The 22,218-nt window shown below is 59.5% G+C and carries 18 protein-coding genes and 1 riboswitch; of the genes, 10 read left to right on the forward strand and 8 right to left on the reverse strand.

Annotated elements, in window-relative coordinates:
* The first annotated feature begins 2 nt into the window (after positions 1–2).
* Positions 3–1,058, forward strand: coding sequence for a 3-deoxy-7-phosphoheptulonate synthase AroG (gene aroG / locus G5179_RS00145; protein WP_421257604.1), 1,056 nt, complete (start codon positions 3–5; stop codon positions 1,056–1,058).
* Positions 1,059–1,150: 92 nt separating this feature from the next.
* Here aroG and G5179_RS00150 read toward each other — a convergent pair whose 3' ends face one another.
* Positions 1,151–3,406: an LTA synthase family protein gene (locus G5179_RS00150; protein ID WP_421257605.1), complete on the reverse strand. Its 2,256-nt coding sequence runs from the start codon at positions 3,404–3,406 to the stop codon at positions 1,151–1,153.
* A gap of 255 nt (positions 3,407–3,661) precedes the next feature.
* Between G5179_RS00150 and G5179_RS00155 the strand changes: the two genes are divergently transcribed.
* Positions 3,662–4,747 carry a hypothetical protein gene (locus G5179_RS00155; RefSeq protein WP_266133911.1) on the forward strand — a complete coding sequence of 362 codons (1,086 nt, stop codon included), beginning with the start codon at positions 3,662–3,664 and terminating at the stop codon, positions 4,745–4,747.
* 82 nt (positions 4,748–4,829) lie between these two features.
* On the opposite strand, the gene lysC is transcribed toward G5179_RS00155, so the two are convergent.
* Both lysC and argA read right to left on the reverse strand, forming a co-directional pair.
* Positions 4,830–6,182, reverse strand: coding sequence for a lysine-sensitive aspartokinase 3 (gene lysC / locus G5179_RS00160; protein ID WP_421257606.1), 1,353 nt, complete (start codon positions 6,180–6,182; stop codon positions 4,830–4,832).
* A 90-nt stretch (positions 6,183–6,272) separates the two neighbouring features.
* Positions 6,273–6,496: riboswitch (Lysine riboswitch) on the reverse strand.
* A 107-nt stretch (positions 6,497–6,603) separates the two neighbouring features.
* A complete protein-coding gene (gene argA, locus G5179_RS00165) occupies positions 6,604–7,932 on the reverse strand; it encodes an amino-acid N-acetyltransferase (protein WP_421257607.1) in 1,329 nt (442 codons plus the stop codon).
* A 268-nt stretch (positions 7,933–8,200) separates the two neighbouring features.
* Between argA and msrA the strand changes: the two genes are divergently transcribed.
* On the forward strand, positions 8,201–8,833 hold the full coding sequence (gene msrA, locus G5179_RS00170; protein ID WP_323924525.1) for a peptide-methionine (S)-S-oxide reductase MsrA: 633 nt from the start codon (positions 8,201–8,203) through the stop codon (positions 8,831–8,833).
* A gap of 261 nt (positions 8,834–9,094) precedes the next feature.
* On the opposite strand, the gene G5179_RS00175 is transcribed toward msrA, so the two are convergent.
* The 3 genes from G5179_RS00175 to G5179_RS00185 are packed head-to-tail and all read right to left on the reverse strand — an operon-like array spanning position 9,095 to position 10,356.
* Entirely contained in the window at positions 9,095–9,430 is a 336-nt protein-coding gene (locus G5179_RS00175; protein WP_005333735.1) for a DUF3802 family protein, read from the reverse strand.
* Positions 9,431–9,487: 57 nt separating this feature from the next.
* On the reverse strand, positions 9,488–9,976 hold the full coding sequence (locus G5179_RS00180; RefSeq protein WP_421257608.1) for a GNAT family N-acetyltransferase: 489 nt from the start codon (positions 9,974–9,976) through the stop codon (positions 9,488–9,490).
* Positions 9,973–10,356 carry an MmcQ/YjbR family DNA-binding protein gene (locus G5179_RS00185; RefSeq protein WP_201902484.1) on the reverse strand — a complete coding sequence of 128 codons (384 nt, stop codon included), beginning with the start codon at positions 10,354–10,356 and terminating at the stop codon, positions 9,973–9,975. Before G5179_RS00185 ends, G5179_RS00180 begins: the two co-directional genes overlap by 4 nt.
* Before the next feature lie 118 nt (positions 10,357–10,474).
* On the opposite strand from G5179_RS00185, the gene G5179_RS00190 reads away from it, so the two are divergent.
* The 3 genes from G5179_RS00190 to G5179_RS00200 all read left to right on the forward strand — a co-directional run bounded on the left by G5179_RS00190 (position 10,475) and on the right by G5179_RS00200 (position 13,819).
* Positions 10,475–11,266: an alpha/beta fold hydrolase gene (locus G5179_RS00190; RefSeq protein WP_040066426.1), complete on the forward strand. Its 792-nt coding sequence runs from the start codon at positions 10,475–10,477 to the stop codon at positions 11,264–11,266.
* 251 nt (positions 11,267–11,517) lie between these two features.
* Positions 11,518–12,888: a leucine-rich repeat-containing protein kinase family protein gene (locus G5179_RS00195; protein ID WP_421257609.1), complete on the forward strand. Its 1,371-nt coding sequence runs from the start codon at positions 11,518–11,520 to the stop codon at positions 12,886–12,888.
* A 283-nt stretch (positions 12,889–13,171) separates the two neighbouring features.
* Positions 13,172–13,819 (forward strand): thiopurine S-methyltransferase, encoded by a 648-nt coding sequence (locus tag G5179_RS00200; protein WP_005337003.1) that lies wholly within the window; start codon positions 13,172–13,174, stop codon positions 13,817–13,819.
* A gap of 331 nt (positions 13,820–14,150) precedes the next feature.
* On the opposite strand, the gene G5179_RS00205 is transcribed toward G5179_RS00200, so the two are convergent.
* The gene (locus G5179_RS00205) at positions 14,151–16,937 is read right to left on the reverse strand and encodes an insulinase family protein (RefSeq protein ID WP_266133915.1); all 2,787 of its coding nucleotides are present in this window, start codon (positions 16,935–16,937) and stop codon (positions 14,151–14,153) included.
* Positions 16,938–17,099: 162 nt separating this feature from the next.
* Between G5179_RS00205 and sixA the strand changes: the two genes are divergently transcribed.
* The 3 genes from sixA (at position 17,100) to G5179_RS00220 (ending at position 18,989) form a co-directional block, all read left to right on the forward strand.
* Entirely contained in the window at positions 17,100–17,567 is a 468-nt protein-coding gene (sixA, locus tag G5179_RS00210; protein WP_021230584.1) for a phosphohistidine phosphatase SixA, read from the forward strand.
* Between the two features lie 133 nt (positions 17,568–17,700).
* Positions 17,701–17,907, forward strand: a complete 207-nt coding sequence (locus G5179_RS00215; RefSeq protein WP_005336998.1) for a DUF1107 domain-containing protein — start codon at positions 17,701–17,703, stop codon at positions 17,905–17,907.
* Between the two features lie 164 nt (positions 17,908–18,071).
* Positions 18,072–18,989 carry a DMT family transporter gene (locus tag G5179_RS00220; RefSeq protein ID WP_266133916.1) on the forward strand — a complete coding sequence of 306 codons (918 nt, stop codon included), beginning with the start codon at positions 18,072–18,074 and terminating at the stop codon, positions 18,987–18,989.
* 104 nt (positions 18,990–19,093) lie between these two features.
* On the opposite strand, the gene G5179_RS00225 is transcribed toward G5179_RS00220, so the two are convergent.
* Positions 19,094–20,710 carry a peptide ABC transporter substrate-binding protein gene (locus G5179_RS00225; protein ID WP_216953790.1) on the reverse strand — a complete coding sequence of 539 codons (1,617 nt, stop codon included), beginning with the start codon at positions 20,708–20,710 and terminating at the stop codon, positions 19,094–19,096.
* Between the two features lie 382 nt (positions 20,711–21,092).
* On the opposite strand from G5179_RS00225, the gene fbp reads away from it, so the two are divergent.
* Positions 21,093–22,127, forward strand: a complete 1,035-nt coding sequence (gene fbp, locus G5179_RS00230) for a class 1 fructose-bisphosphatase (RefSeq protein ID WP_005336993.1) — start codon at positions 21,093–21,095, stop codon at positions 22,125–22,127.
* Positions 22,128–22,218: the final 91 nt, after the last annotated feature.

A 22,218-nucleotide genomic window follows, 5' to 3' on the forward strand; every position in this document is an offset into this window, starting at 1 on the left:
TCATGCAGCATCAAACCGACGACGTTCGTATCAGTGAAATCAAAGAGTTATTACCCCCGGTTGCGGTGCTTGAGAAGTTTCCGGCTACCGAGGTGGCCTCGTCCACCGTTTTTGAATCCCGTCAGGCCATTCACAATATCCTGGCCGGCGAAGATGATCGTCTGCTGGTGGTGATTGGTCCTTGCTCCATCCATGATCCGGTCGCCGCGCTGGAGTACGGCAAGCGCCTCAAGGCGCTGCGCGACGAGCTGAAAGATCAGCTGGAGATCGTGATGCGGGTTTACTTCGAAAAACCGCGTACCACAGTGGGCTGGAAGGGGCTGATCAACGATCCGTACCTCGACAATAGCTGCAAGATCAACGATGGTCTGCGCATTGGTCGCAAGCTGTTGCTGGATCTCAACGACATGGGGCTGCCGACTGCCTCCGAGTTCCTCGACATGATCACCCCGCAATATGTGGCGGATCTGATGAGCTGGGGCGCGATCGGTGCCCGTACCACCGAATCCCAGGTACACCGCGAGCTGGCCTCCGGTCTCTCCTGTCCGGTGGGCTTCAAGAATGGCACTGACGGCACCATCAAGGTTGCCATCGATGCCATTGGCGCTGCCAGTGCGCCGCACCACTTCCTTTCGGTTACCAAATACGGTCACTCCGCCATCGTGGCGACCCGAGGCAACCCGGACTGTCACATCATTCTGCGTGGTGGTCGTGAGCCGAACTACAGCGCAGCCCATGTCAGCGAAGTTGTGAAGGGGCTGGAGAAGGCCGGTCTGCCCCAGAAGGTGATGATCGACTTTAGTCATGCAAACAGCAGCAAGCAGTTCAAGAACCAGATGCTGGTGGCCGAGGATGTGGCCGGCCAACTGCGTGCCGGTAGCAAGGCGGTGTTTGGTGTGATGGTGGAGAGCCATCTGGTGGAAGGCCGTCAGGATCTGGTGGAAGGGTGTGAACTCACCGTCGGCCAGAGCATCACAGATGCCTGCATCGGTTGGGCCGATACCGAAGTGCTGCTGCGCAACCTGGCGGATGCCGTTGCAACCCGTAACGCCTGCTAAAGACCGGATTTCGCAGTCGCAGTGACAAAGAGAAAGTGATAACCAGAGGCCGCTATTGCGGCCTCATCTATTCGTGTTGCGGGGCTTAAGGCTCAGGGCAGGGCATCGGGCCGGAAGCTGGCGCGGATCTGCGGCACCAGGCTCGAGGGGTCGAATCCCTTCTCTTCACCCAGCACCGGATGGAGCAGAGGCTTGTCCTCGATGGGGGTGATATCCCCCGCCAGCAGCTGGCGGGTGGCCTGACCCATCTGGTAGAGCTGGCGCACCGGAGCAAATTGTTCCCCGAGGATAAGAGGATCATCGCTGCGGGCAAAGGCCATCATGGGGATCTGGTAGGTGGCATCGCGCGCCGGTTTGTCGCCGTGAATACCCTTGCCGGCGGACATCAAAAACGGCTGGTGATCGCCAAAGGCCACCACCAGATAGCGCTTGCCCGACTGGTCGAGGGTCTTGAGCAGCCGCTCCAGCGAGGCCATGGCATCCACCACCCCTGTGTAATAGGTGTTGAGCAGCTGGGTGTCACTCTCGCTCTGGTTCGGGCAGGCGCCGCTGCGCTCCTGCCCCTGATAGCGGGGGCCATCGAAGGGGCCGTGCCCCTGCATGGTGACCGCATAGGCAAACAGCGGTTTGTCATCCTGTTCGCTGCGCTTGAGCAGGTGGTCGATCAGCGCATCATCGGAGATATAGAGTCCCTTGTGCTCAAGGGTGGTGAAGCGGGTGTCGAACCAGCGCTCCTCATAGCCGAGCGCCGGGATCGCCTTGGCGCGGCCCCAGAATTTTTCCACATAAGGGTGGGCGAACAGGGTCTGGTAGCCGCTCTGTCTGGCGCTCTGGGCCAGCCCCGGCACCTGCTGCGAGAGGTAGTAGTAGGGCACCACCCCTTGCTTGAGCAAGCCCACCGGCAGGCCGGTGTTCATCTCGAACTCCGCCAGCACCGTCATGCCGCCAGTGGTGGGGGAGTGGATGGTCTTTTGCCACTGCTGCACGCTGGCTGGCAGTGAGATGGTGGGGGCCGGGGCGCAGATCCGCCCTTTCCAGTCGAGCCAGAGCGATTCATATTGCAGCACGATCACCAGATCCCAGCGCGGCGCTATGCCCTGGGGCGGATGGCTCAGCTGCGGGGCCAGCTCGTTGATCTGCAAGGGGTAGCGAAACACGCTGCCGCTTTGCAGCATCTCGTCCACCAGATTGAACAGATAGAGGCCGGGGCCGGAGCGGATGATGTCCCTGTGGTAGTTAACCGCGCGATCCACGTAGCGAATGTTGGCCCCCAGCAGCTTGTTGCCGGTCTGGGTGGCAAAGACGCAGAGGGCAAAGAAGGCGACGGTGGCCGCGGCTGTGCGCAACACCCAGCGTGACAGGGCAAAGCGCCAGCAGAGAAACAGTGCCAGTAAAACGGTGAAGATGGGCAGGATGGGGTGCTGGTCGAGCAGGATCCGCAGCAGCGCCAGCAGGTTGCCAAAATCGTCCCCGCCGAGCGGCACGCCGTAGATGGCGATCTTCATAAAGTTGGCCAGCAGACCTATGCCTGACAGCGCGGTAAAGACCAGCCCCATATAGAGGTTGAAGCCCGCCAGTGCGCAGAGGCTCCAGCCCAGCACCATGCTGCCCCAGGCCAGATAGTAGTGCTCCGGCCGAAAGCCTGACCAGAGCAGAAACTCCCCCAGCTTGAACACCACGAAGCCGTGCAGCAGCACGAAGGTGAGGTTGCCGAGCAGCAGGCTGCCGATGATCCGCCAGCGCAGGCTGCGGCGCAGCTTTGGCAGCACCGTTTTGAGCACGGCGGCGCTCAGGGCCAGCACTAGGGTCAGGCTCACCACCAGATAGGTGAGGTTGAAGCCCTGCTCCGGCAGGGTTTGCAGGATCTGGCTGAAATCACCGCTCTCGGGGCGATCCTTGAGCAGCAGACCGATGCGCAGCTGATAACGGCTGGCCAGTGCATCGTCCGGTGCGCGCAAGGTGCTGTTGAGATCCAGCGAGCAGCGGTTATTGCGGCACACCTGACGCTTATCCACCGCTTGACTGAGCTGGTCGATCCGCTCCCCCTTGTCGTTGAGCAGCTCCACTCGCACCTTGTCCCCCGCTTGCAGCGGCCCCCGCAACAGCCACTGGCTGCGCACCACCAGATAGAGGCCGCGGCTGTCGCTTTTATAGAGCAGGGCGTGGCGGGTGAGGGTGGCCAGCGGATTGTCGGCGGGGCCCAGCACCAGCGGTTGGGCACGGCCCAGCCAGCTGCCGGGATTGATCAGCGGTAATAACAGAGTCAGCAGCAGCAATCCGCCCAGCAGGGCCAGTAGCCCAGAGGGCAGACTCAGGGCACGGGGGCGGCCTGAGGAGGGGCGATTCATATAAGCTCATCCTTTGAGCGAGTAAGGGAGAGATCGTTCATCCGCATAGAGTTTGACCCGATGGTGCGGGCCTTGTTTCAGCTTGTCAATTTAATGACCACTTAATGAATATTTGGTTACAGCTCAACCTTGCAAATTGTGATCCCGATCGAGGGGTTGTTCGGAATATGTGATGAAAGCGTCATCATGGGGTTTTGCCACTGGCTTGGGAGGGAGCTGCTGTTTAGTCTCTCGATAGCGACTGGAGGTACATGTATGAATCCCAAAGTGATGGCACGTCAGGCCAGATTGCTGCGCATGCTGGAGAGCAAGGAAGAGATCCGGATCGGACGCGAGCGCGACTGCCCGCTGCCGCTGGCCCAACTGGTCAAGCTGAAGGATACTCATCCCGCAGTGGTCAAGGTCTATCGCCACGGTCTCACCGCCGAGGTGTTTCACCTCAAGGTGGAGGGGCATCACTGGTGCCTCAAGCGGCGACGTCAGGATTCACTGGTGGCCAACCTCGATGGCAAGACCGCCTTTCTGACCGAGCTGGAGAGGCGGCGTGAAATCGAGGCGCTGCGCGAGCTGCATCCCACCGTCCTCTCCCACGTGGTTTGCACCAGTTTCGGCTCGGCGCGGGCCGGGGTACTGGTCTCCCCCTGGTTGCGGGGTGTGCCGGTCCATCAGCTCAACGAACGCAATCTGGCCCAGATGCTGGAGGTGCAGGGTGAGCTGGCCCGCTGGGGCTGGTTTGACTGGGACCCGAGTCCGGGCAACCTGCTCGATGACGGCGAGCAGATCTGCGTGTTCGACTTTGGCTATATGTGGACCTTCGATCCCCGCTTTGAATACAACTCCAACGGTTTGGTCGATCCGCAGTTCCATGTACCGGAGCGATTGGAGACCCGCACCCTCTCTGGACTCTGGCTCGATGAGGCCGATCCTCTGCCGCAATTTCGCTACTGGCGTGAACTCTGCCTCAAGTGGGTCAAACGGGAGATCCACCACCTGATCCGCGAAGGGGCCAGCGCGCCCGTGCTGGCCCGCCTGCACGCCCTGCAGGGGGAGTGGAGCGCCGCGCTGGTGAGCGACGAGGCGCTGGTTGCCAACTGGTGGCGGGACATGTATCGCAGCCACCGGCTCGATGTGGCCGATGATCTGAGCGGCCAGAGCTGCGGCCCGCTCACCCTGCGTCGCCTCGACTGGCTGATGCAGGCGGTGACGGATCACTATTCGCTGCTGGTGGACAATCTCTCGCCTCAGGAGACGGAGCTGGGCCAGACCGGGCTGCTGGCCCGCTTGCAGCAGCTGCGCCGGGAAGCCGTCGCCTGTCAGTTGCCAGCCACCAGCCTTGCCTGAGCCAATACCTTTGCGGAGTACAAATGAACAGGGCGCCGTGTTGGCGCCCTGTTGCATGGCCGGAATTGCCTCGCGGTGAGGGTCAGTCCAGCAACTCCTGATGGAGGCGGTTGACGATATTGCCCGCCTCGCTCTCCTTGACCAGGAAGCAGAGGTTGTGGGCGCTGGCGCCGTAGCAGATCATCCGGATGTTGTGCTCGCGCAGGGCGTCAAAGACCTGACTGCCCACCCCGTTCACTTCGCTCATCCGGTTGCCGATGAGCGCCACCAGTGCCAGACCGGTTTCCACCTCCACCTTGCAGAGCTGGCCCAGCTCGGCCAGTACCTTGTCGCTCAGGATCGGTTCGCCGTTACTCTGGCTGCCGGTGTGATCCAGCGTCAATGACACGCTCACTTCCGAGGTGGTGATGAGATCGACCGAGATGCGGTGACGGGCCAGAATGCCGAACACTTCGGCCAGAAAGCCGTAGGCGTGGAACATGTTGAGGCTGTGCAGGGTCACCAGCACCTGCTGGCGGCGCAGGGCGACGGCGCGAAACAGCGGGCTTGAATCTGTGCTGGCGCGGATCCAGGTACCACCGGCGGCAGGATCCTTGGCGGAGCCGACAAACACCGGAATATTCTGGCGTACCGCCGGTTGCAGGGTGGCGGGGTGCAGCACCTTGGCGCCGAAGGTGGCCATCTCGGCCGCTTCGACAAAGCTGATTTCGGGGATCGGGCGGGCGCGGGTGACGAGGCGCGGATCCGTGGTGTAGATGCCGGGCACATCGGTCCAAATCTCGATACTGGCGGCATCGAGCGCTTCGGCCAAGAGGGCTGCGCTGTAGTCAGAGCCGCCGCGCCCCAGCGTGGTGGTGCGGCCATCGCCATCGGCACCGATAAAGCCCTGGGTGATGATAAGGCTGTCGCCAAGCTGCGGGCCCAGCGTCTGCTGGCAGAGAGTGCGGGTGGTCGCCAGATCGACGGTGGCCTTGCCAAAGCGGCTGTCAGTGCGCATCAGCTGGCGCACATCCTGCCAGTGGGCCTTGACGCCGCGCTGGCGCAGCAGTTCGGTAAAGAGGCGGGTAGACATCAGCTCGCCGCAGGCGATGAGGCGATCGGCCAGCTCCGCATCGGTATGCTGGTGGGCTTGCTGGGCCATGAGGCGAATTTCGTCCAGCTGACCATGAATAAGGGCGCTCACATCAATGGGGTTGCCGAGATCGGCCAGAATGGCCTGCTGGATCCCGGCCAGTTTGGCCAGCTGTTCGTCGCGGCCCGCTTCGTCCAGCTCCCCTTGTGCCAGAGCGACCAGCAGGTTGGTGACACCGGCGCTGGCGCTCAGCACCACCACCCGGGTGGCGGGATTGGCCAGCACGATATCGGCGCAGTTATTCATGGCCGGGAAGTTGGCGACACTGGTTCCGCCAAACTTGGCGACATTGATCGGGCTCATTGCTTACTCCTGTCTTATTTTAAGATTCCGGTTCCATCGGGCAAAAAAGAGAGGAGGAGGCTGAAAATGGCAGGAATGAACGAAGCTATCCCGGCCAGAAGCACTCCACCTGCAGAGCCCATCCCGTACCGCCCCTGACAGGGCGCGGTGTGGGATGATCACTACCGATGACAACCCGGGGGATTCAGCCCCCGCAGCCGACGTTGAGGTTACCAGTCTCCTCACTCGTCTCGGCGCTGCTCCCCCTGACCCAAGTTCACCGGACGCTGGCGTCCTCCCTTGGGCTGCCTGGGCAGCGCTCCTCTTCTGGCTCCACCAGGGCGGTGGAGTGCATTTAGAAATACCCTGCGTTGGATTGCACTGTCAATCGAGTTTGTGAAAAAGTTCAAATTGTCGGCTAACTCAACACAGAATCAATGGCTTAGGCAATGGTCTTTGACAAAACCTTGGAACGGCGCTGCCAGTTGTAGAGACGCTGGCGCGCCACCGGCAGATCTTCCACTTCCAGCGGATCGAAGCCCCGCTCCCGGAACCAGTGGATGGAGCGTGTGGTGAGCACGAACAGACGGCGAATGCCAAGCCGCTTGGCCCGCTCGGCCACCTTGGCCACCAGCTGATCCCCCCGGTTGGAGTTGCGATAGTCGGGGTGAATGGCGACGCAGGCCATCTCCGCCATCGCCTCTTCCATAAAGCAGTAGAGGGCCGCGCAGCCGATGATGAGACCATCGCGCTCGATGATGGTGAACTTGTCGATCTCCATCTCCAGCTGCTCGCGGGAGCGGCGCACCAGAATGCCTTCCTCCTCCAGCGGGCGAATGAGATCCAGAATGCCACCGATATCCTCGATGGTGGCGGCGCGGGCCTGCTCGGCACTTTCCCGCACTATCTGGGTGCCGAGGCCGTCGCGGCTGAACAGCTCCTGCAACATGGCGCCATCATCCTGATAGCTGACCAGATGGGAGCGGGGCACCCCGCCACGGCAGGAGGCAATGGCCGCACGCAGGTAGCGGGCAGTGCCGGACATCTCTTCGCCCGCTTGTTCCAGCTCCACCAGCAGCTCTTCGGCCTGCTCGGGGAAGAGCTCGGAGATGGCTTCGCCGCGTCTGTCCATTACCCCCTGGGTGCTGCTGAAACAGATAAGCTTGTCTGCCTTGAGGTCGACCGCCACCCGGCGGGCCACCTCTTCGGAGCTCAGGTTAAAGCTCTCGCCGGTGACCGAGCAGCCGATGGGGGAGATGAGCACCAGACTCCTCTGATCGAGCTGGCGGGTGATCCCCTCCACGTCGATGCGGCGCACCCGGCCGCTGTGGCAAAAGTCGATGCCATCATCCACACCGAGCGGCTGGGCGGTGACGAAGTTGCCGCTCACCACGCTGATCCGCGCCCCCTGCATCGGGGTGTTGGCGAGCCCCATGGAGAGCTGGGCGGTGATGTCGTATTGCAGGCCGCCACACACCTGTTTGATGATGGTAAAACTCTCGTCATCGGTGACCCGGATCCGCTTGTGATACTGGGCCTCGATACCGGCGCGGGCCAGCGCTTCATCGTTTTGCGGACGTGAACCAAACACCAGCACCAGGCGTATGCCCAGTGTCTGCAGCAGAGCGATATCGCTGACGATATTGGCGAAGTTGGGGTGGCAGATGGCTTCTCCCCCCATCATCAGCACAAAGGTGGCCCCCCGATGCACATTGACATAGGGGGTGGATTGCCGGAAGGCATTAACCAGACTGGGTTCGCGTTCACGCACTTGATATTTCTTCCATAAAAAAACAGCGATTGGCTCAATATATGAAAATTAATTCACAAATCAAGACTAAATATTGATTTTGGCCGTTTCTGGTCTACGAGGGGCGGCTTGGCCGTGCGGATCGGGAAAGAGGGACGGACGGTGCAGACGGCCGCCGGAGCGAGCGGGGAGGGGCCCGCCGGTTGATCCGGCGCGATAAACTGCTATCTTCGATGCTCCTTTTCGTCAGCTGTGTGATGTCACAGGGTTTTATACAAGGACAGAATTCATGGAACAGATTATTTCACCGGCAGATGCCCTGCCGGGACGACGCGAAGCGATGGTGATTGGTCAGCAGCATGCGGTGAATGGCAACCCCACTCAGGGCCCCTGGCCGGAAGGGATGGCGGTGGCCTGGTTTGGCATGGGTTGCTTCTGGGGCGTGGAGCGCCTGTTCTGGCAGCAGCCGGGCGTCTACTCCACCGCGGCCGGTTATCAGGGCGGCGTGACCCAGAATCCCACCTACAAAGAGGTGTGCAGCGGGCTGACCGGTCATGCCGAGACGGTGCAGGTGGTGTTTGATCCGGCGGTGATCAGCTACGGCGACCTGCTCAGACTGTTCTGGGAGCAGCACGATCCGGCGCAGGGGATGCGTCAGGGCGGGGACATTGGCACCCAGTATCGCTCGGTGATCTTCTATGGCGACGAGAGTCAGCAGATCATTGCCCAGCAGAGCATGGCGGCCTATCAGCAGGCGATGGCGGCGAGCGGTGACAGCCGTACCATCACCACCCGCATTCTGCCGCTGGCGCCCTTCTACTATGCCGAGGATTACCATCAGCAATATCTGGAGAAAAACCCGGATGGTTACTGTGGATTGGGTGGCATTGGAGTCTGTTTGCCGCCCAGCCTGAACCGCTGAACAGGTTTGTAGTCGATTTCTTAATAAAAGTGAAAATAAATGGTCGGAGGAGGGAACTTATTGCGACCAGTCGGGACTAACTAGGTAGCGTCCAGGGATCGGATGCAAAGTCCAGACACATTTCTTGCCTTGATAACCGCCTGATGAATGAACGCACTGGCGGGTTGAAAATGATAGCAAGCAGGGCTGCCCACCAAGGCGGCCCTTTTCCTTATCTGCTGCTTTGAAATCTTGCGTTGGGTGGGAGAGCCGGACGGCAGATCAGCCGATGGCGCTGTCGAACAGGTTCTTGATGAGATCGATAAACTCGATGAGGAAGGTTTTCTGTTCCGGGGTCGGGGCGCGCAGCCAGACGGCGGAGAGCACCTCTTCCAGATCGGCGACCACGGCGTCGGCCTCCTGCATGATGGCGAAACGCACCTTGGGATCGAGCTGGGGGTTTTGCTCGCAAATGGCCATCAGGTTACTGGCAACACGGCCACTGACCAGATCTTCGATGGTCTCTTCACCATCGTTCTGCTGCTGGGATTCAAACAGTCCCAAACTCTCCACCAGATACTCGATCAGCGAGATATAGCCTTCACTTTCTACCACCATGGTTGCTGCCTCAATACAGTAACAATACGAAAATTAAGCGTATTTTAGTGGCTTGCCCTAGCTTGGCAAGCAGCAGTGCAGGCGATGGCGAGTAAAACTGACTCCGCCCCGCTCCACGCACTCCAGCCCGGTCAACGTAAAGCCATGTCGTAAAAATAGCTCATAACTGAAGGCGCTGGCCTCGGTGGTGATGAGGGTCAGACCGAGCCCTCTGGCCCCCGCGAGCGCCGTGGTGAGCAGCAAATTGCCCAGTCCCTGGCGCTGATGGTCGGCGCTCACATAGAGCAGACTGAGGTGGCCATCGGGGCTCAGAGTGACAAACCCGAGGGGCACATTTGCCTGCTCCGCTACCCAGCCGTGGTGTTCACGCAGCTGGCTGACAAAGCCCGGATGCTGTGAACCGAGGGCCCACTGCTCCACCTGTTCGGCGCTGTAGTGCTCGGGGCCGCTGCGTCGCACCGCCTGCTCAAACAGGCTCACGAGGGCGGGGATATGTGCCTCACCAAGGGGGACAATACAAAGTGCTGAACTAAGTGCTGGCGTCATAAGGTTGGGTCGTCAGTAGGGGGGAGGGGGCGCGGCGCCTGTGGCCGCTTGGCTTTGGGCAGACCCGCGACAACCCGCTCATAGGAGTGGTGCACCCAGCCCTGCCACAGATCATCTGGCAAGGTGCTGTTCAGGGTCACTGTGTTCCAGTGTTGCTTGTTCATATGCCAACCCGGTTTGACCTCGGGGTGGATCTCGCGCAGCAGCAACGCCAGCTCGGGCTCGCATTTGAGGTTGATGGTGAGCGGCTCGGCCTGCCAATCCACCAGCGCGAACATCTTGCCCGCGATGCGGTAGACCAGGATCTCCGGGCCAAACGGGGTATCTTCGGTGGCGCCCGGCAGGGTCAGCAGAAAGTGGCGCAAACGGGTCAAATCCATAGTGGGTTCTCGCGCAAGGGGTGATCCGGGTCATGTCAGGCGCATATCTATCGGCGGGCCTGTTCTGTTAATATGCGGGCTGCCGAGTATACCCCCCATCACCAAGGGAGCCTATTGGATGTTGTATCACAAGACTTTCGAACTGGGTCCCGAGCGGGATTGGGTGGTGTTTGTCCACGGCGCCGGTGGCAGCTCCTCCATCTGGTTCAAGCAGCTGCGCGCCTATCGCGAGCACTTCAACGTGCTGCTGCTGGACTTGCGCGGCCACGGCCAGTCCCACCAGCTGCAACAGGTGGTCAAGGGCCACTACAGCTTTCGGGAAGTGACCGAAGATATCGTTCGGCTGCTCGATCATCTCGATATCCGCCGCGCCCACTTTGTCGGCATCTCCCTTGGCACCATCCTTATTCGCCATCTGGCCGAGCTCTGCCCGGAGCGGGTCAAGAGCATGGTACTGGGCGGCGCCATCCTGCGGCTCGATATCCGCTCGCGGGTGCTGGTGCAGCTGGGCCGACTCGGCCAGCACTTCCTGCCCTATATGTGGCTCTACCGGCTGTTTGCTTTCATCATCATGCCGCGCCAGCACCATCAGGAGTCGCGCAACCTCTTTGTGCGCGAGGCCCGCAAGCTCTGCCAGAAAGAGTTCAAACGCTGGTTTCGCCTCGCCACCGAGGTTAACCCGCTGATGCGTTATTTTCGCGAGCGCTCCCTGCCCATTCCCACCCTTTATGTGATGGGGGAGGAGGATCATATGTTTCTGGCGCCGGTACGCGAACAGGTGGCCCGCGATGCCAGCTCTTCGCTGGCGGTTATTGAACAGTGCGGCCATGTCTGCAATGTGGAGCAGCCGGAGCAGTTTAATCGCCGTACGCTGGCATTTATTCAATCGCTGGGGAGCGGACGGAAATAAGGATTCATTACGCTGTGCATTCAGGTCATGCTACAGCGGCATTGCAAGCTGGCCGCGAGCAAAGCGCTGCCAACGTGCAATAGATGCCGCTGTCTTGGCGATCGTATAAGCCGCATACTTTCAAGCTACAAGGGGTGATCTGCCCCCCTGATTCTTTATAATGCCCCCCTTTAAAACCGCCGGACCCCGGTTCGGCGCGCGCTGATGGCTGGCTACGTCATCAGGCAGATTATCAGGATTGAGAAACGGTTATGCATACTCTGGAACAGCTGCGTGCGGGTGAACTGTGCGGTGCCCGCCATCTGAAGCTTTGTGAAAACCTGACGGAGTTCCCCACCGAGATTTTGAGCCTGAAAGAGACGCTGGAGGTGCTGGATCTCACCGGCAACCAGCTGAGCACGCTCCCTGGCGAGCTGGCCGGGTTTGGCAAACTGCGCATTATCTTCTGCTCCGAGAACCGCTTTATCGAGCTGCCCGAGGTGCTGGGGCGCTGTCCGGCGCTTACTATGGTGGGCTTTAAGGCTAACCAGATTGCTACCGTCTCGGCCAAGGCGCTGCCCGCCGGTTTGCGCTGGCTGATCCTGACCGACAACGCGGTGGAACAGTTGCCTGATGAGCTGGGTCAGTGCGACGCCCTGCAAAAGTTGATGCTGGCGGGCAACCGCCTGCGCGAGCTGCCCGTAAGTCTTGCCAACTGCCGCAATCTGGAGCTCCTGCGCATCGCCGCCAACCGCATCGAACGTTTCCCCGAGTGGCTGCTCTCACTGCCGCGCCTTTCATGGCTCGCCTACTCCGGCAACCCCTTTAGTGAAGGGGAGGAGGCGCGGGCCATCGATGATGCCCATGTAGAACCCCTTTCCTGGGAGACGCTGGCGCTGGGCGAGTTGCTGGGGCAGGGAGCATCCGGCGTTATCCATCGCGCCACCCTTGTGGGCAATCCTGCTGATGAAGTGACTCAGGCGAGCGACAGAGGTGATGGCTGTCAGGTGGCGGTCAAGCTGTTCAAGGGGGCGGTGACCAGCGACGGGCTGCCCCGCTGCGAGATGGCGGCGTCGCTGGCGGCGGGCACTCATCCCAACCTTATCAAGGTGATAGGCAAGGTGGCGGATCACCCCTCCGGCATTCCGGCGCTGGTAATGGAGCTGATCGATCCGGCCTTTGCCAATCTGGCCGGGCCGCCGAGCCTGGACTCCTGCACCCGGGATGTCTATCCCGAGGGGCTGCACCTGAGTGTGCCGGATGCGCTGGCGATGGCCCACGGCATCGCCTCGGTGGCGGGCCATCTGCACCGCGCGGGCATCATGCACGGGGATCTCTACGGTCACAATATCCTGTTTGCCCGCGGGCCTGACGCCCCGGCTCGCGCCCTGCTGGGGGATTTTGGTGCGGCTTCCTTATATGACCGCAGCAACCGCGAGTGGGCCGTGGGCCTTGAGCGGTTGGAAGTGCGCGCCTTTGGTTGTCTGCTTGAAGAGCTGTTGGCCCATTGCGATACGCAAGACTCATCGCTTGATGGGTTGCATCAGCTCAAAGCGGCCTGCCTCTCGGAACTCCCCGCCGAGCGCCCCGATTTTGCTTATATCGAGGGCCAGCTGGCGGCTGCTCGCGCCACGCTGTCGTGATCTTTCTGGCGTTGGCAGGCACGAGTTGGCCTGCCAACGTCATTCCTTTTATTCCTTCATCGCCATACACCCATGACGTTTTTGCAGGGGTTGGTGTGCCTCTGCCCGTCATAAACGTACCTAATAGCGATCATTGCGACAGCGAGGCGCACGGAAAGGTGACGTCCCGCCATTCGCCCGATAATACGCAGAGGCTGCGCGGCAAAAAGGGGAGAGCAGAGGGTTGCGCGGTGCCGGTTAAGTTGTGATATTGAGGCATCTTTAGTACAGAAGGGTAATAACGATGGAAGCTGCGTTTTGGCATCAGCGTTGGGAAGAGAACCGGATTGGCTTTCATCAGGCGGACTTCAACCACTGGCTGCAATCCTGGTGGTCAGCCCAGCAAGCGGACGAGCCGGTACTGGTTCCCCTGTGCGGCAAGTCCCGCGACATGCTCTGGCTGAGCGCTCAGGGCCATCCGGTCGACGGTTTCGAGTTATCGAGCCTTGCCGTCAGCCAGTTCTTCAGTGAAAACCAGCTCGCCGCGACCGTGAGCGAAGTGGGCCCTTATCAGTGCCATCAGGTGGACAGCCTGCGCATTTTTCAGGGAGATTTTTTCGCTGCCCCCAGTCTGGGTCGCCGTTACCGGCTGGTCTATGACCGCGCGGCGCTGATCGCCCTGCCGACCGCGATGCGCCGCCAGTATGCTGCCCTGATCAGTTCGCTGGTCGAGACCGGTGGCCAGATCCTGCTGGTAACCCTCGAATATCAGCCGGAGCAGCAGAGTCAGCCCCCCTTCTCGGTGGGTGAGATGGAGGTGCGGGCCCTGTTTGAGCGCGATTTTCGTATCGAGGTGCTGGGGCGCGCTGCCGAGGTGGATCACCCGCGGGTGTTGTCGGGCCAGCTCTCCTACTTCGATGAGGTGGCCTACCGGCTGGTTCGCCGGGGTTAACGGGCAGCTAACGGGCGGCCAAAGAGTGATCTGCGCCGACAAATCATCGGGCTACGCGCTCTTCGCTACCTCCTTTGACGTAGATCAACGTGATTGGCGGGGGGAGTGCCTAATATGAGGCTGTTTCTCAATCACTGTTGGCATTGCAAAGCGAGTGTCGGGTCTTTCCCGCTTGCTGATCAGCAACTCAGTGTCTGATTTTCACGCTCATGTTCACTTTTGGCGGCTTTGGTCGCAATTGTTATGGTTTTTCCAGCCGACCCTGATGGGTCGGCTTTTTATTGCCTGCGATTTGCCGTGGGAAGGAAAAACGGGGGATGTCGAGGCCTGATCAGGCTTCGAAGGTGGCGGCATTGAGCCGAAATGCCCGTGGATCGTCGATAAACTGGCCGGTGATCCGCTCGTCATGTTCGTGCCCCTGACCATAGCTGCAGAGGATCAGCCGATCGGAGGTGCGCGAACGCAGTTGGGTGATAAAGCGCACCAGATCGGCGCGGCTCAACTTGCCCACCTCGTCGCAGACCCGCTCCCGCTGATCGAACCCCAGATCCTTGTTGCCGATGCTGACCCACAGCCGCTGGCCGCGACTGCGCAGGTTGGCATCCCGCTCGCTCAGCTGGGCTTGCAGCCCCGCCTTGCTCTCCTGCCACTGCTGTTCGGTAAATTCGAGCATGGCGAGCGGGAAGAGGTCGATAAACTCCTCCACCGCATCGAGCAGGATCTGCGGCCCCGCCACCGGCGACTGGATATAGAAGATCAGCCCCGGGTGGCGATTGAGGGGCAGGTTGCCGGCACCCACCACATACCCCAGTTGTTGGCGGGTGCGCAGCTCGTGGAAGAAAGTAGAGGACATGATGTGGTTCGCCAGAGTGAAGCAGGCGAGATCCCGCGCTCGGGTGGTGCGGGATTGGTAGTAGACCAGGAGCGCCGAGTCTTCGTGATCGCAACCCTGCTCGCGAATAAGGGTGCCCCTGTCCTGAATGGAGATGAGCGGACGACGGGTCTCGCCGCTCGGCTTGCTGCTGGTGCCATTGATATCGCTCAGGTGGCGCTCCATCAGGGCGGCCAGCTCCAGTGCTTCGGCGGCAGTCCAGTCGCCATGCACCAGCGCTTCGACATGCACCTCGCCAAACAGCTGGGCCACGAAGCCGGGCATCTCTTCCAGCTCGACGGTGCGCAGGTGACGCAGCAACTGCTCGAACGGCGGGTTGTTGGGTTGCAACAGGCTGGTGAGCTGGTTAAAGAGCTGGGAGATGGGGCGCGCCTTGGACTGGTTGTCCCAGTTGCGAATGAGCTGCTCCTTGATCTCGGCGAAGCGACCCGGATCCGGATACCCCAGGGTGCGGTTGCCGAGGATCATGTCGAGCAACAGCGGCTGCTTGTCGGCAAAGCCGCTCAGGTTGATGGTAAAGCCCCCCTGATGGGCATAGATCTGGTAACCCAGCCCCGCCAGCTCCGCAGGATAGGTGAGGGCGTTGAGGTGGTCGGCCAACAGCTCCACGGCGAGGCGCGCCATGGCGATATTGCGCGGATTTTTTACCGCATGTTCGCTGTCGATGGAGATGTAGAGATTGCCCTTGGGCACGCTGAACAGGTGCTCATGGAGGTGCCAGAGGCGAAAACCGGGGCGATCGATAAGACAGGCGGGCATGTCGGCGGCAAGCTCGGGCGTACGCGGATCGAGCCTACTGCTGATAAAGGGGTTGGGCTTGGGTAGCGCCAGCGCCGGATCCGGCTCGCTCTGCTGCCAGCGAATTTTCTCGGCCTCGGTAATGGTCGTCACGCTGTAGGGGGTCTGATACCAGCGGGCCAGCCGATCGGTCGCCACTTCCGGCGCAGTGATGGTGATACGCAGGTTGTGCGGGGTGAGCTTGGCGAGGAAGCGGCGGATCAGCCCCTCGTCATATTCGCGCATCATGTAGTCGCCGTAGAGCAGATCCTCAGGCTGGTAGCTAAAGAGGTTGAGCACCAACCCCGACACCGTATCGAGGGGGCGGCCGCGCTCCTGAAAACGGAATGCCGATTCGAGCACGGTCCGTTTTTCGTCATAGCGCCAGCTCTGCAGCCCTTCGCGGCCAATCAGTTTCAGATAGCCAAACAGGGCGGCGAGGATGTCGTCCACATGTTCAAGGCCGAGCGGGGTGAGGCCGAAGTTGACGCCAAAATCCTTGAAGTTGGCGCCGCTGATGCCACCGCCCGCCGAGAGCTGGTTGACCCAGCCTTTCGCTTTAAGCAGGGAGAGCAGGCTGCCATCCCCCTCATAACCGATCAGATGGCTCAGGAAGGTGAGGGGCTTTTTGTCGTAGAACTCGTCCACATTGGGCAAGGGGAAGCTGAGCGACAGCTTGCGGGTCTCCTTGACCGGATTGATGTGGATGCGCACGCCGAGATCATCGAGCCGGTAAAGCGGCATGGTGAGCGTCGGGGTTCCCAAATTGCGATTCAAAATGGGAGCAAAGTAGCGACAGCACCACTGCAACTGGGTATCGATGGATTCCGGCGAGATCATCACCAACGCCATGCGATCCGCGCTGTAGTGGCTTTCGTAAAAACGAATAAGATCGGAGCGCAGATCCCGTCCCGGCAGATCGGCCAGGGTATCGAGGTTGCCCACCGAGAACTTGGAGAAGGGGTGCGCCGGGTTGACCGTCTCTTTATGCACCTGATAGCTGCGGCGCATGTCGTCCTGCAGTTTGAGGCGATACTCGGAGTCGACCGCGTTGCGCTCCTTGTCCACCCACTCCGGATCAAAGGTGGGGCAGATAAAGAACTGGGAGAAGCGATCCAGCCCCGCTTCGAAGAAGCCGTTGTCGATCTCGAAGAAGAAGTTGGTGAATTCGGTGCCAGTCCAGGCGTTGTTGCTGCCGCCATGACGGCTCATAAATTGCTGGTACTCACCAGGCTTGGGGTAGGTGCAGGTGCCGAGAAACAGCATGTGCTCCAGAAAATGTGCCATTCCCTGCCGGTCGGCGGGATCGTCAAAATGGCCGGTATTGACCGCCAGAGAAGCGGCGGATTTGTCGGTGTCGGGATCACAAATCAACAAGACCCTGAGCCGGTTGGCCAGCTCCAGAAAATGGTATTGCCGATGGTCATTGGGACTGGCATATGGGCTCATTGGTGTGTGACTCACGTTGGATTTATTTGAATTTAAACATGATTATCGACCCCGCTATCCCGTCAGGCAAACCCTTTTCTGAGAGGTAGCGCAATTGTTTCCACACCCGTGGCGGGGTAAGATCCCCCGGCTATCAAAACAGGCCCGTTGGGCGAGGTTGTAATGAAGATCTATATCATGCGTCATGGCCAGGCTGGCATGAATGCGAAAACAGATGAACAGCGTCCATTGACCGAGCAGGGTATTGAAGAGTCTATCCAGATGGCCCGCTGGCTGGCGCCTCAGCTGATTGGCCCGCTGGATCGGGTGATCCACAGCAACTATCTGCGGGCACGCCAGACCTGGCAAGCCATATGCAGTGAATTGCCTGACGCAGCAGCCGTTGAAGAGAGTGGCGACATTACCCCTTACGGTGATCCCGCTTTCGTGGCCAGCTACCTTACCACTTTGGCTGAACAACATGACCAGATCCTGATGGTCAGCCATCTGCCGCTGGTGGGTTATCTGGTGCAAAGCCTCTGTCCGGCCGCAGGAGCACCCATGTTTGCCACCTCGGGGATCGCCTGTATCGAGTGGCACGATGGCAAAGGAGCCTTGCTCTGGCTCGAAGGGCCGCATACAATAGGCTAAAAGTTAATAAAAAGTTATAGATTGAATTTTTTGGGAAGAGATGGGCGAGTTTTCCGGATTTTTATAAATATTTTACGGAATTAATTCGCAGAAGCTGCTGTCATACGGATACAACTGCAAGAGGTTGCAAACGATGAGAGTGTTCAAGAAGTACCTGCCACTGATGGTGGCAAAGCATGTCAAAACCTTCTTTAAAGGTCGGATTTACATTCATGGTCGGGGGCGGTTTGATTTCCAATCCGGTTTGTTGCTGATGCCGAATCCGGCGGATATTCCCCATCGCCAGACAGTCACCGAGGTCAACGAGCTGATCTCCAGACTGCACATGGATGCCGCGTGATGCGCTTCTGAACCTGTTTCTGCACTGATATGCCCGCACTTTTGCGGGCATATTTGTTTCTGGCGACTGGCGTTCACTATGTGGCTGTTCAGGCCCACACCTTTGTTTATCTTCCATCGCCCCCTATACTGGCCCGCTGTTGTCTCTTCGGTCTGGATCCTCTCATGCCCTTTGCCTTTCTGTTTCCTTTCTCCTGCATTGCCATCTGGGCTGGCAATGGCATCGTCAGCAAACTGGCGGTTGGTGTGTTGTCCCCGGCAGCCTTGGCCTGGTCGCGCTGGGTGGTGGCTGCGCTGGTATTAAGCCCGTTTCTGGCCCGTCGAGTATGGCGTGCGCGTGCCCGCATTCGTGCCGGCCTTTGGCAGATCGCCATGCTGGCCTCGCTGGGCATGGTGCTTAATCAGACCTTTGGGTACTACGCCGCACAGACCATGGGGGCCACCGAGATGGGATTGATGATGGGGCTGACGCCACTGTTGACCGTGTTACTCAGCATCTGGCTGCTGCGTGAGCGGCCCACCTGGGGCGCCGTGCTGGGGGCGCTGCTCTCCATCTTTGGCTTGTCTATCTTGCTGGGGCAGGGGGATCCGACCCGACTGTTTACCCAGGGTATTCATATCGGCTCTGTCTACATGCTGCTCTCGGCGGGCACTTATGCCCTTTATAGCGTGCTGCTCAAGAAGTGGGATTTGGGGCTCGACAACTGGTCGCTGCTCTACGGTCAGGTGCTCTGCAGTGTGCTGATCCTGACCCCCTTCTTTCTGCTGGTGGATGGTCAGCTGCCAGAGGGGCGTGCGATCTGGCTGATCTTCTATGCGGGGATCCCCGCGTCGGCCCTCTGTCCCTGGCTCTGGATGCAGGGGATCACCCTGCTTGGTGCCAATCGTACCGCCATCTTTATGAATCTGCTGCCAGTGATGACGGCTGGCCTTGCCATCACCCTGCTGGGAGAGCGGCTGACCAGCTATCACCTGATCGGGGGCGGTCTGACTCTGCTGGGGGTTTTGCTGGCTCAGTTGCTGGTGCGTCCGGTGGTGATGGGTCGTCGCCGGGAGGTGTTGGCTCCTTGTCCCGAAGAGTAATCTTGCGTGAAAGCGTAGATGGGCCCAATGGCCCGCTTGGCCGCCAATGAAAAGCGCCTGCAGCAATGCAGGCGCTTTTTTATGGTCACATCTTGCCGAGCCGGTTACTGGGCAACCAGATAGAGCTCCTTGCTGTAGACCACATCCTGCGGGTTAAGGTGGGGATAGCCTTTCACGAAAGGTTTGAGCAACCTTGATTTGACCGAGAAATAGATGGGGGCGATGGGGGCATCCGCATCAATGAGAGCCTCTGCCTGCTGATACAGGGCATTGCGTTCAGCGGGATCCAGCGAGTCGTGGGCCTTGGCCAGCAGGGCGTCGTACTCCTTGTTGAACCACTTGCCGCTGTTGGCACTGCTGCTGGAGGTCATGATGTCGAGGAAGGTGGAGGCATCGTTATAATCCCCGTTCCAGCCATAGCGGCTAACCCCGAAATCCCCCTCGTTGAGTGCCGAGACCATGGTCTTCCACTCCATGTTGTTGAGGGTGGCAGTGACCCCCAGGTTGTGTTTCCACATGGAGGAGACGGCCAGCGCAATCTTTTTGTGGCTCTCGTTGGTGTTGTAGAGAATGTCCACTGTGAGTGGCTTGTCCGGGCCATATCCCGCTTCGGCCAACAGGGCTTTGGCTTGCTTGATCCGTTCCTCTTTGCTCTGCAGCTGGCTGGCCGGTTTTTTCAATTCAAAACCGTCCACAATGGGGGGCGTGAAGCTATATGCGGCAATTTGTCCCTGTCCCAGGATCTTGTCGGTGATGGTCTCCCGGTCGATGGCGAGCGAGAGCGCCTTGCGTACTTTCGGGTCATCGAACGGTTTGCGCTGGGTATTGAAGACATAGTAATAGCTGGCCAGTGTGGGGACGCTGACCAGTTCTTCCGGACTCTTGCTCTTGAGCTGTTTGTACTGCTCCAGCGGATAAGTGGTGTAGTGCAGTTCACCGGTGCGATAGCGGTTGTAGGCGGCGGTTTCCGAGACGATCTCCAGATAGATCACCTTGTTCAGGACGGTGTGCTGGTTGTTCCAGTAGTGGGTATTGCGCTCGGCACTCAGCCGCTCGTTGGGAGTCCACTCCTTGAGTACAAAGGCACCGTTGGAGACGATATTGCCCGGTTTGACCCAATCCTTGCCGAATTTTTCAATGGTGTCTTTGGGGGCCGGGAACGTGGTGTAGTGGGCCAGCGTCTTCAGGAAGAAGGGGACCGGATTTTTCAGGGTGACCTGCAGGGTGTGGTCATCGAGCGCTTTGATCCCGAGCTCTGACGGGCTCTTCTTGCCCTGGGTCACCTCCCTTGCATTGACCACACCGGTCAACTCGATAAACCAGGCGTAGTTGGAGGCAGTCTTGGGATCGGCCGCCCGTTGCCAGCCGTAGACATAATCGGCGGCGGTGACCGGTTCACCGTTTGACCACTTGGCCTCGGGCCTCAGTTTGAAGGTGTAGACGGTACCTGTCTTGTCGACCTCGTAGCTGATGGCACCTGCTGGCTTGATCTTGCCGGTATTATCCAGCTCGTAGAGCCCTTCAAACAGATCGTTGACGATGGCACTACCGGCGGTCTCTTCTACCAGCTGGGGGTCGATGGTGGTAGGTTCGGTGCCGATATTGGTCACGTAGATTTGTTGGGCATCCGGCAGCAGCTTGGTACCGGCAGGCACCTGGGCAGCCCAGGCGGGAAGGGCAAACAGTCCGGCTACCATGCCGGCAATGAGAGTCTTGTTCATTGATAATCCTTGAGTTTTATTTGCTTCCAAAGCGAAATCAGTGTGCTGGATTGGCGATCGGATCTCAAGAGGCAATGGTTGAGGGAACGGCAGGCCCATCAGACTCCATTTTTAATGGCTCAAGGCCAGTCAGCTCATGGCTTGTCGCAGGTTATTGCCACGAATTAAGGGTCCGAAAGTTATCGATTGAAACCGAATAAAAAGTGTCTTTTACTATTACGTGAGGCGAAATAGCCTATTTAATAGGCCGCTTAATTCGCTGCAAAAACAAAAAACAGACGTTACATTAGGTTACAAATCAAGGCCGCCGGTGATCGGCATTTTTTTTGCCGACGCCTGCAAACGTTTTCAATGCCAACGGATGCGATCTAAAGGAACAAAAATGCGAAACATGATCACCATGGGTGAGTTCATCGTCAAAAAGCAGGCGGATTATCCTACCGCGACCGGCGAGCTGACCTCGTTGCTCAGCTCGATCCGCCTTGCTGCCAAGGTGGTGAACCGGGAGATCAACAAGGCGGGACTGGCGGATATCATCGGTTCCATGGGCGCTGAAAACGTACAGGGCGAGGTGCAGCAGAAGCTGGATGTCTACGCCAACGAACGCTTCAAGGCGGCGCTGGAAGCGCGCGGCGAGGTGTGTGGCATGGCCTCGGAAGAGGAAGAGGACTTCGTGGCCTTTGACTCGCCACTCTCCAAAAACTCCAAGTATGTGGTGCTGATCGACCCGCTCGATGGCTCCTCCAATATCGACGTCAACGTCTCGGTCGGGACCATCTTCTCCATCTACCGCCGTTTGAGCCCGCAGGGTTCGCCGGTGACCCTGGAGGACTTCCTGCAACCGGGCAACCGTCAGGTCGCCGCCGGTTATGTGGTCTACGGCTCCTCCACCATGCTGGTCTACACTACCGGCTTTGGCGTCAACGGCTTTACCTACGACCCCTCCATCGGTTGCTTCTGCCTCTCCCACGAGAACATCCGCATTCCGGAAGAGGGCAAGATCTACTCCATCAACGAGGGCAATTACATCAAGTTCCCGGACGGGGTGAAGAAGTACCTCAAATATTGCCAGGAGCGCGACGAGGCGACCCACAGACCTTACACCTCCCGCTATATCGGCTCCCTGGTCTCTGATTTCCATCGCAACCTGCTCAAGGGCGGCATCTACATCTATCCGTCCGGCACCAACTCTCCGAATGGCAAGTTGCGGCTGCTCTATGAGTGTAACCCGATGGCGTTTCTGGTGGAGCAGGCTGGTGGCAAGGCCTCCGACGGCTTTGGCCGCATCATGGATATCCAGCCCACCGCGCTGCACCAGCGCACCCCTTACTTCGTTGGCTCGACCAAGATGGTGGAGCGGGCCGAGGCCTTTATGCGTGAATTCTCCGCCCATGAGGATCCAGCCAATCAGGGCTGAACGTACGCAGTAGTCAGATAGCAAATAAAAAACGGGAGCCGATTTGGCTCCCGTTTTAGTTGGCATTATCTCTCTGGCTCGCCGCCAGCGT

The sequence above is a fragment of the Aeromonas sp. 600886 genome, from assembly GCF_049174935.1.
Lineage (GTDB): Bacteria > Pseudomonadota > Gammaproteobacteria > Enterobacterales > Aeromonadaceae > Aeromonas > Aeromonas veronii_A.

Bases quoted from the DNA above. Each gene is read 5' to 3' on its own strand.
- aroG (WP_421257604.1), top strand. From the start codon at position 3: ATGCAGCATCAAACCGACGACGTTCGTATCAGTGAAATCAAAGAGTTA.
- G5179_RS00150 (WP_421257605.1), bottom strand. From the start codon at position 3,406: ATGAATCGCCCCTCCTCAGGCCGCCCCCGTGCCCTGAGTCTGCCCTCT.
- G5179_RS00155 (WP_266133911.1), top strand. From the start codon at position 3,662: ATGAATCCCAAAGTGATGGCACGTCAGGCCAGATTGCTGCGCATGCTG.
- lysC (WP_421257606.1), bottom strand. From the start codon at position 6,182: ATGAGCCCGATCAATGTCGCCAAGTTTGGCGGAACCAGTGTCGCCAAC.
- msrA (WP_323924525.1), top strand. From the start codon at position 8,201: ATGGAACAGATTATTTCACCGGCAGATGCCCTGCCGGGACGACGCGAA.
- G5179_RS00175 (WP_005333735.1), bottom strand. From the start codon at position 9,430: ATGGTGGTAGAAAGTGAAGGCTATATCTCGCTGATCGAGTATCTGGTG.
- G5179_RS00180 (WP_421257608.1), bottom strand. From the start codon at position 9,976: ATGACGCCAGCACTTAGTTCAGCACTTTGTATTGTCCCCCTTGGTGAG.
- G5179_RS00185 (WP_201902484.1), bottom strand. From the start codon at position 10,356: ATGGATTTGACCCGTTTGCGCCACTTTCTGCTGACCCTGCCGGGCGCC.
- G5179_RS00190 (WP_040066426.1), top strand. From the start codon at position 10,475: ATGTTGTATCACAAGACTTTCGAACTGGGTCCCGAGCGGGATTGGGTG.
- G5179_RS00195 (WP_421257609.1), top strand. From the start codon at position 11,518: ATGCATACTCTGGAACAGCTGCGTGCGGGTGAACTGTGCGGTGCCCGC.
- G5179_RS00200 (WP_005337003.1), top strand. From the start codon at position 13,172: ATGGAAGCTGCGTTTTGGCATCAGCGTTGGGAAGAGAACCGGATTGGC.
- G5179_RS00205 (WP_266133915.1), bottom strand. From the start codon at position 16,937: ATGAGCCCATATGCCAGTCCCAATGACCATCGGCAATACCATTTTCTG.
- sixA (WP_021230584.1), top strand. From the start codon at position 17,100: ATGAAGATCTATATCATGCGTCATGGCCAGGCTGGCATGAATGCGAAA.
- G5179_RS00215 (WP_005336998.1), top strand. From the start codon at position 17,701: ATGAGAGTGTTCAAGAAGTACCTGCCACTGATGGTGGCAAAGCATGTC.
- G5179_RS00220 (WP_266133916.1), top strand. From the start codon at position 18,072: ATGCCCTTTGCCTTTCTGTTTCCTTTCTCCTGCATTGCCATCTGGGCT.
- G5179_RS00225 (WP_216953790.1), bottom strand. From the start codon at position 20,710: ATGAACAAGACTCTCATTGCCGGCATGGTAGCCGGACTGTTTGCCCTT.
- fbp (WP_005336993.1), top strand. From the start codon at position 21,093: ATGCGAAACATGATCACCATGGGTGAGTTCATCGTCAAAAAGCAGGCG.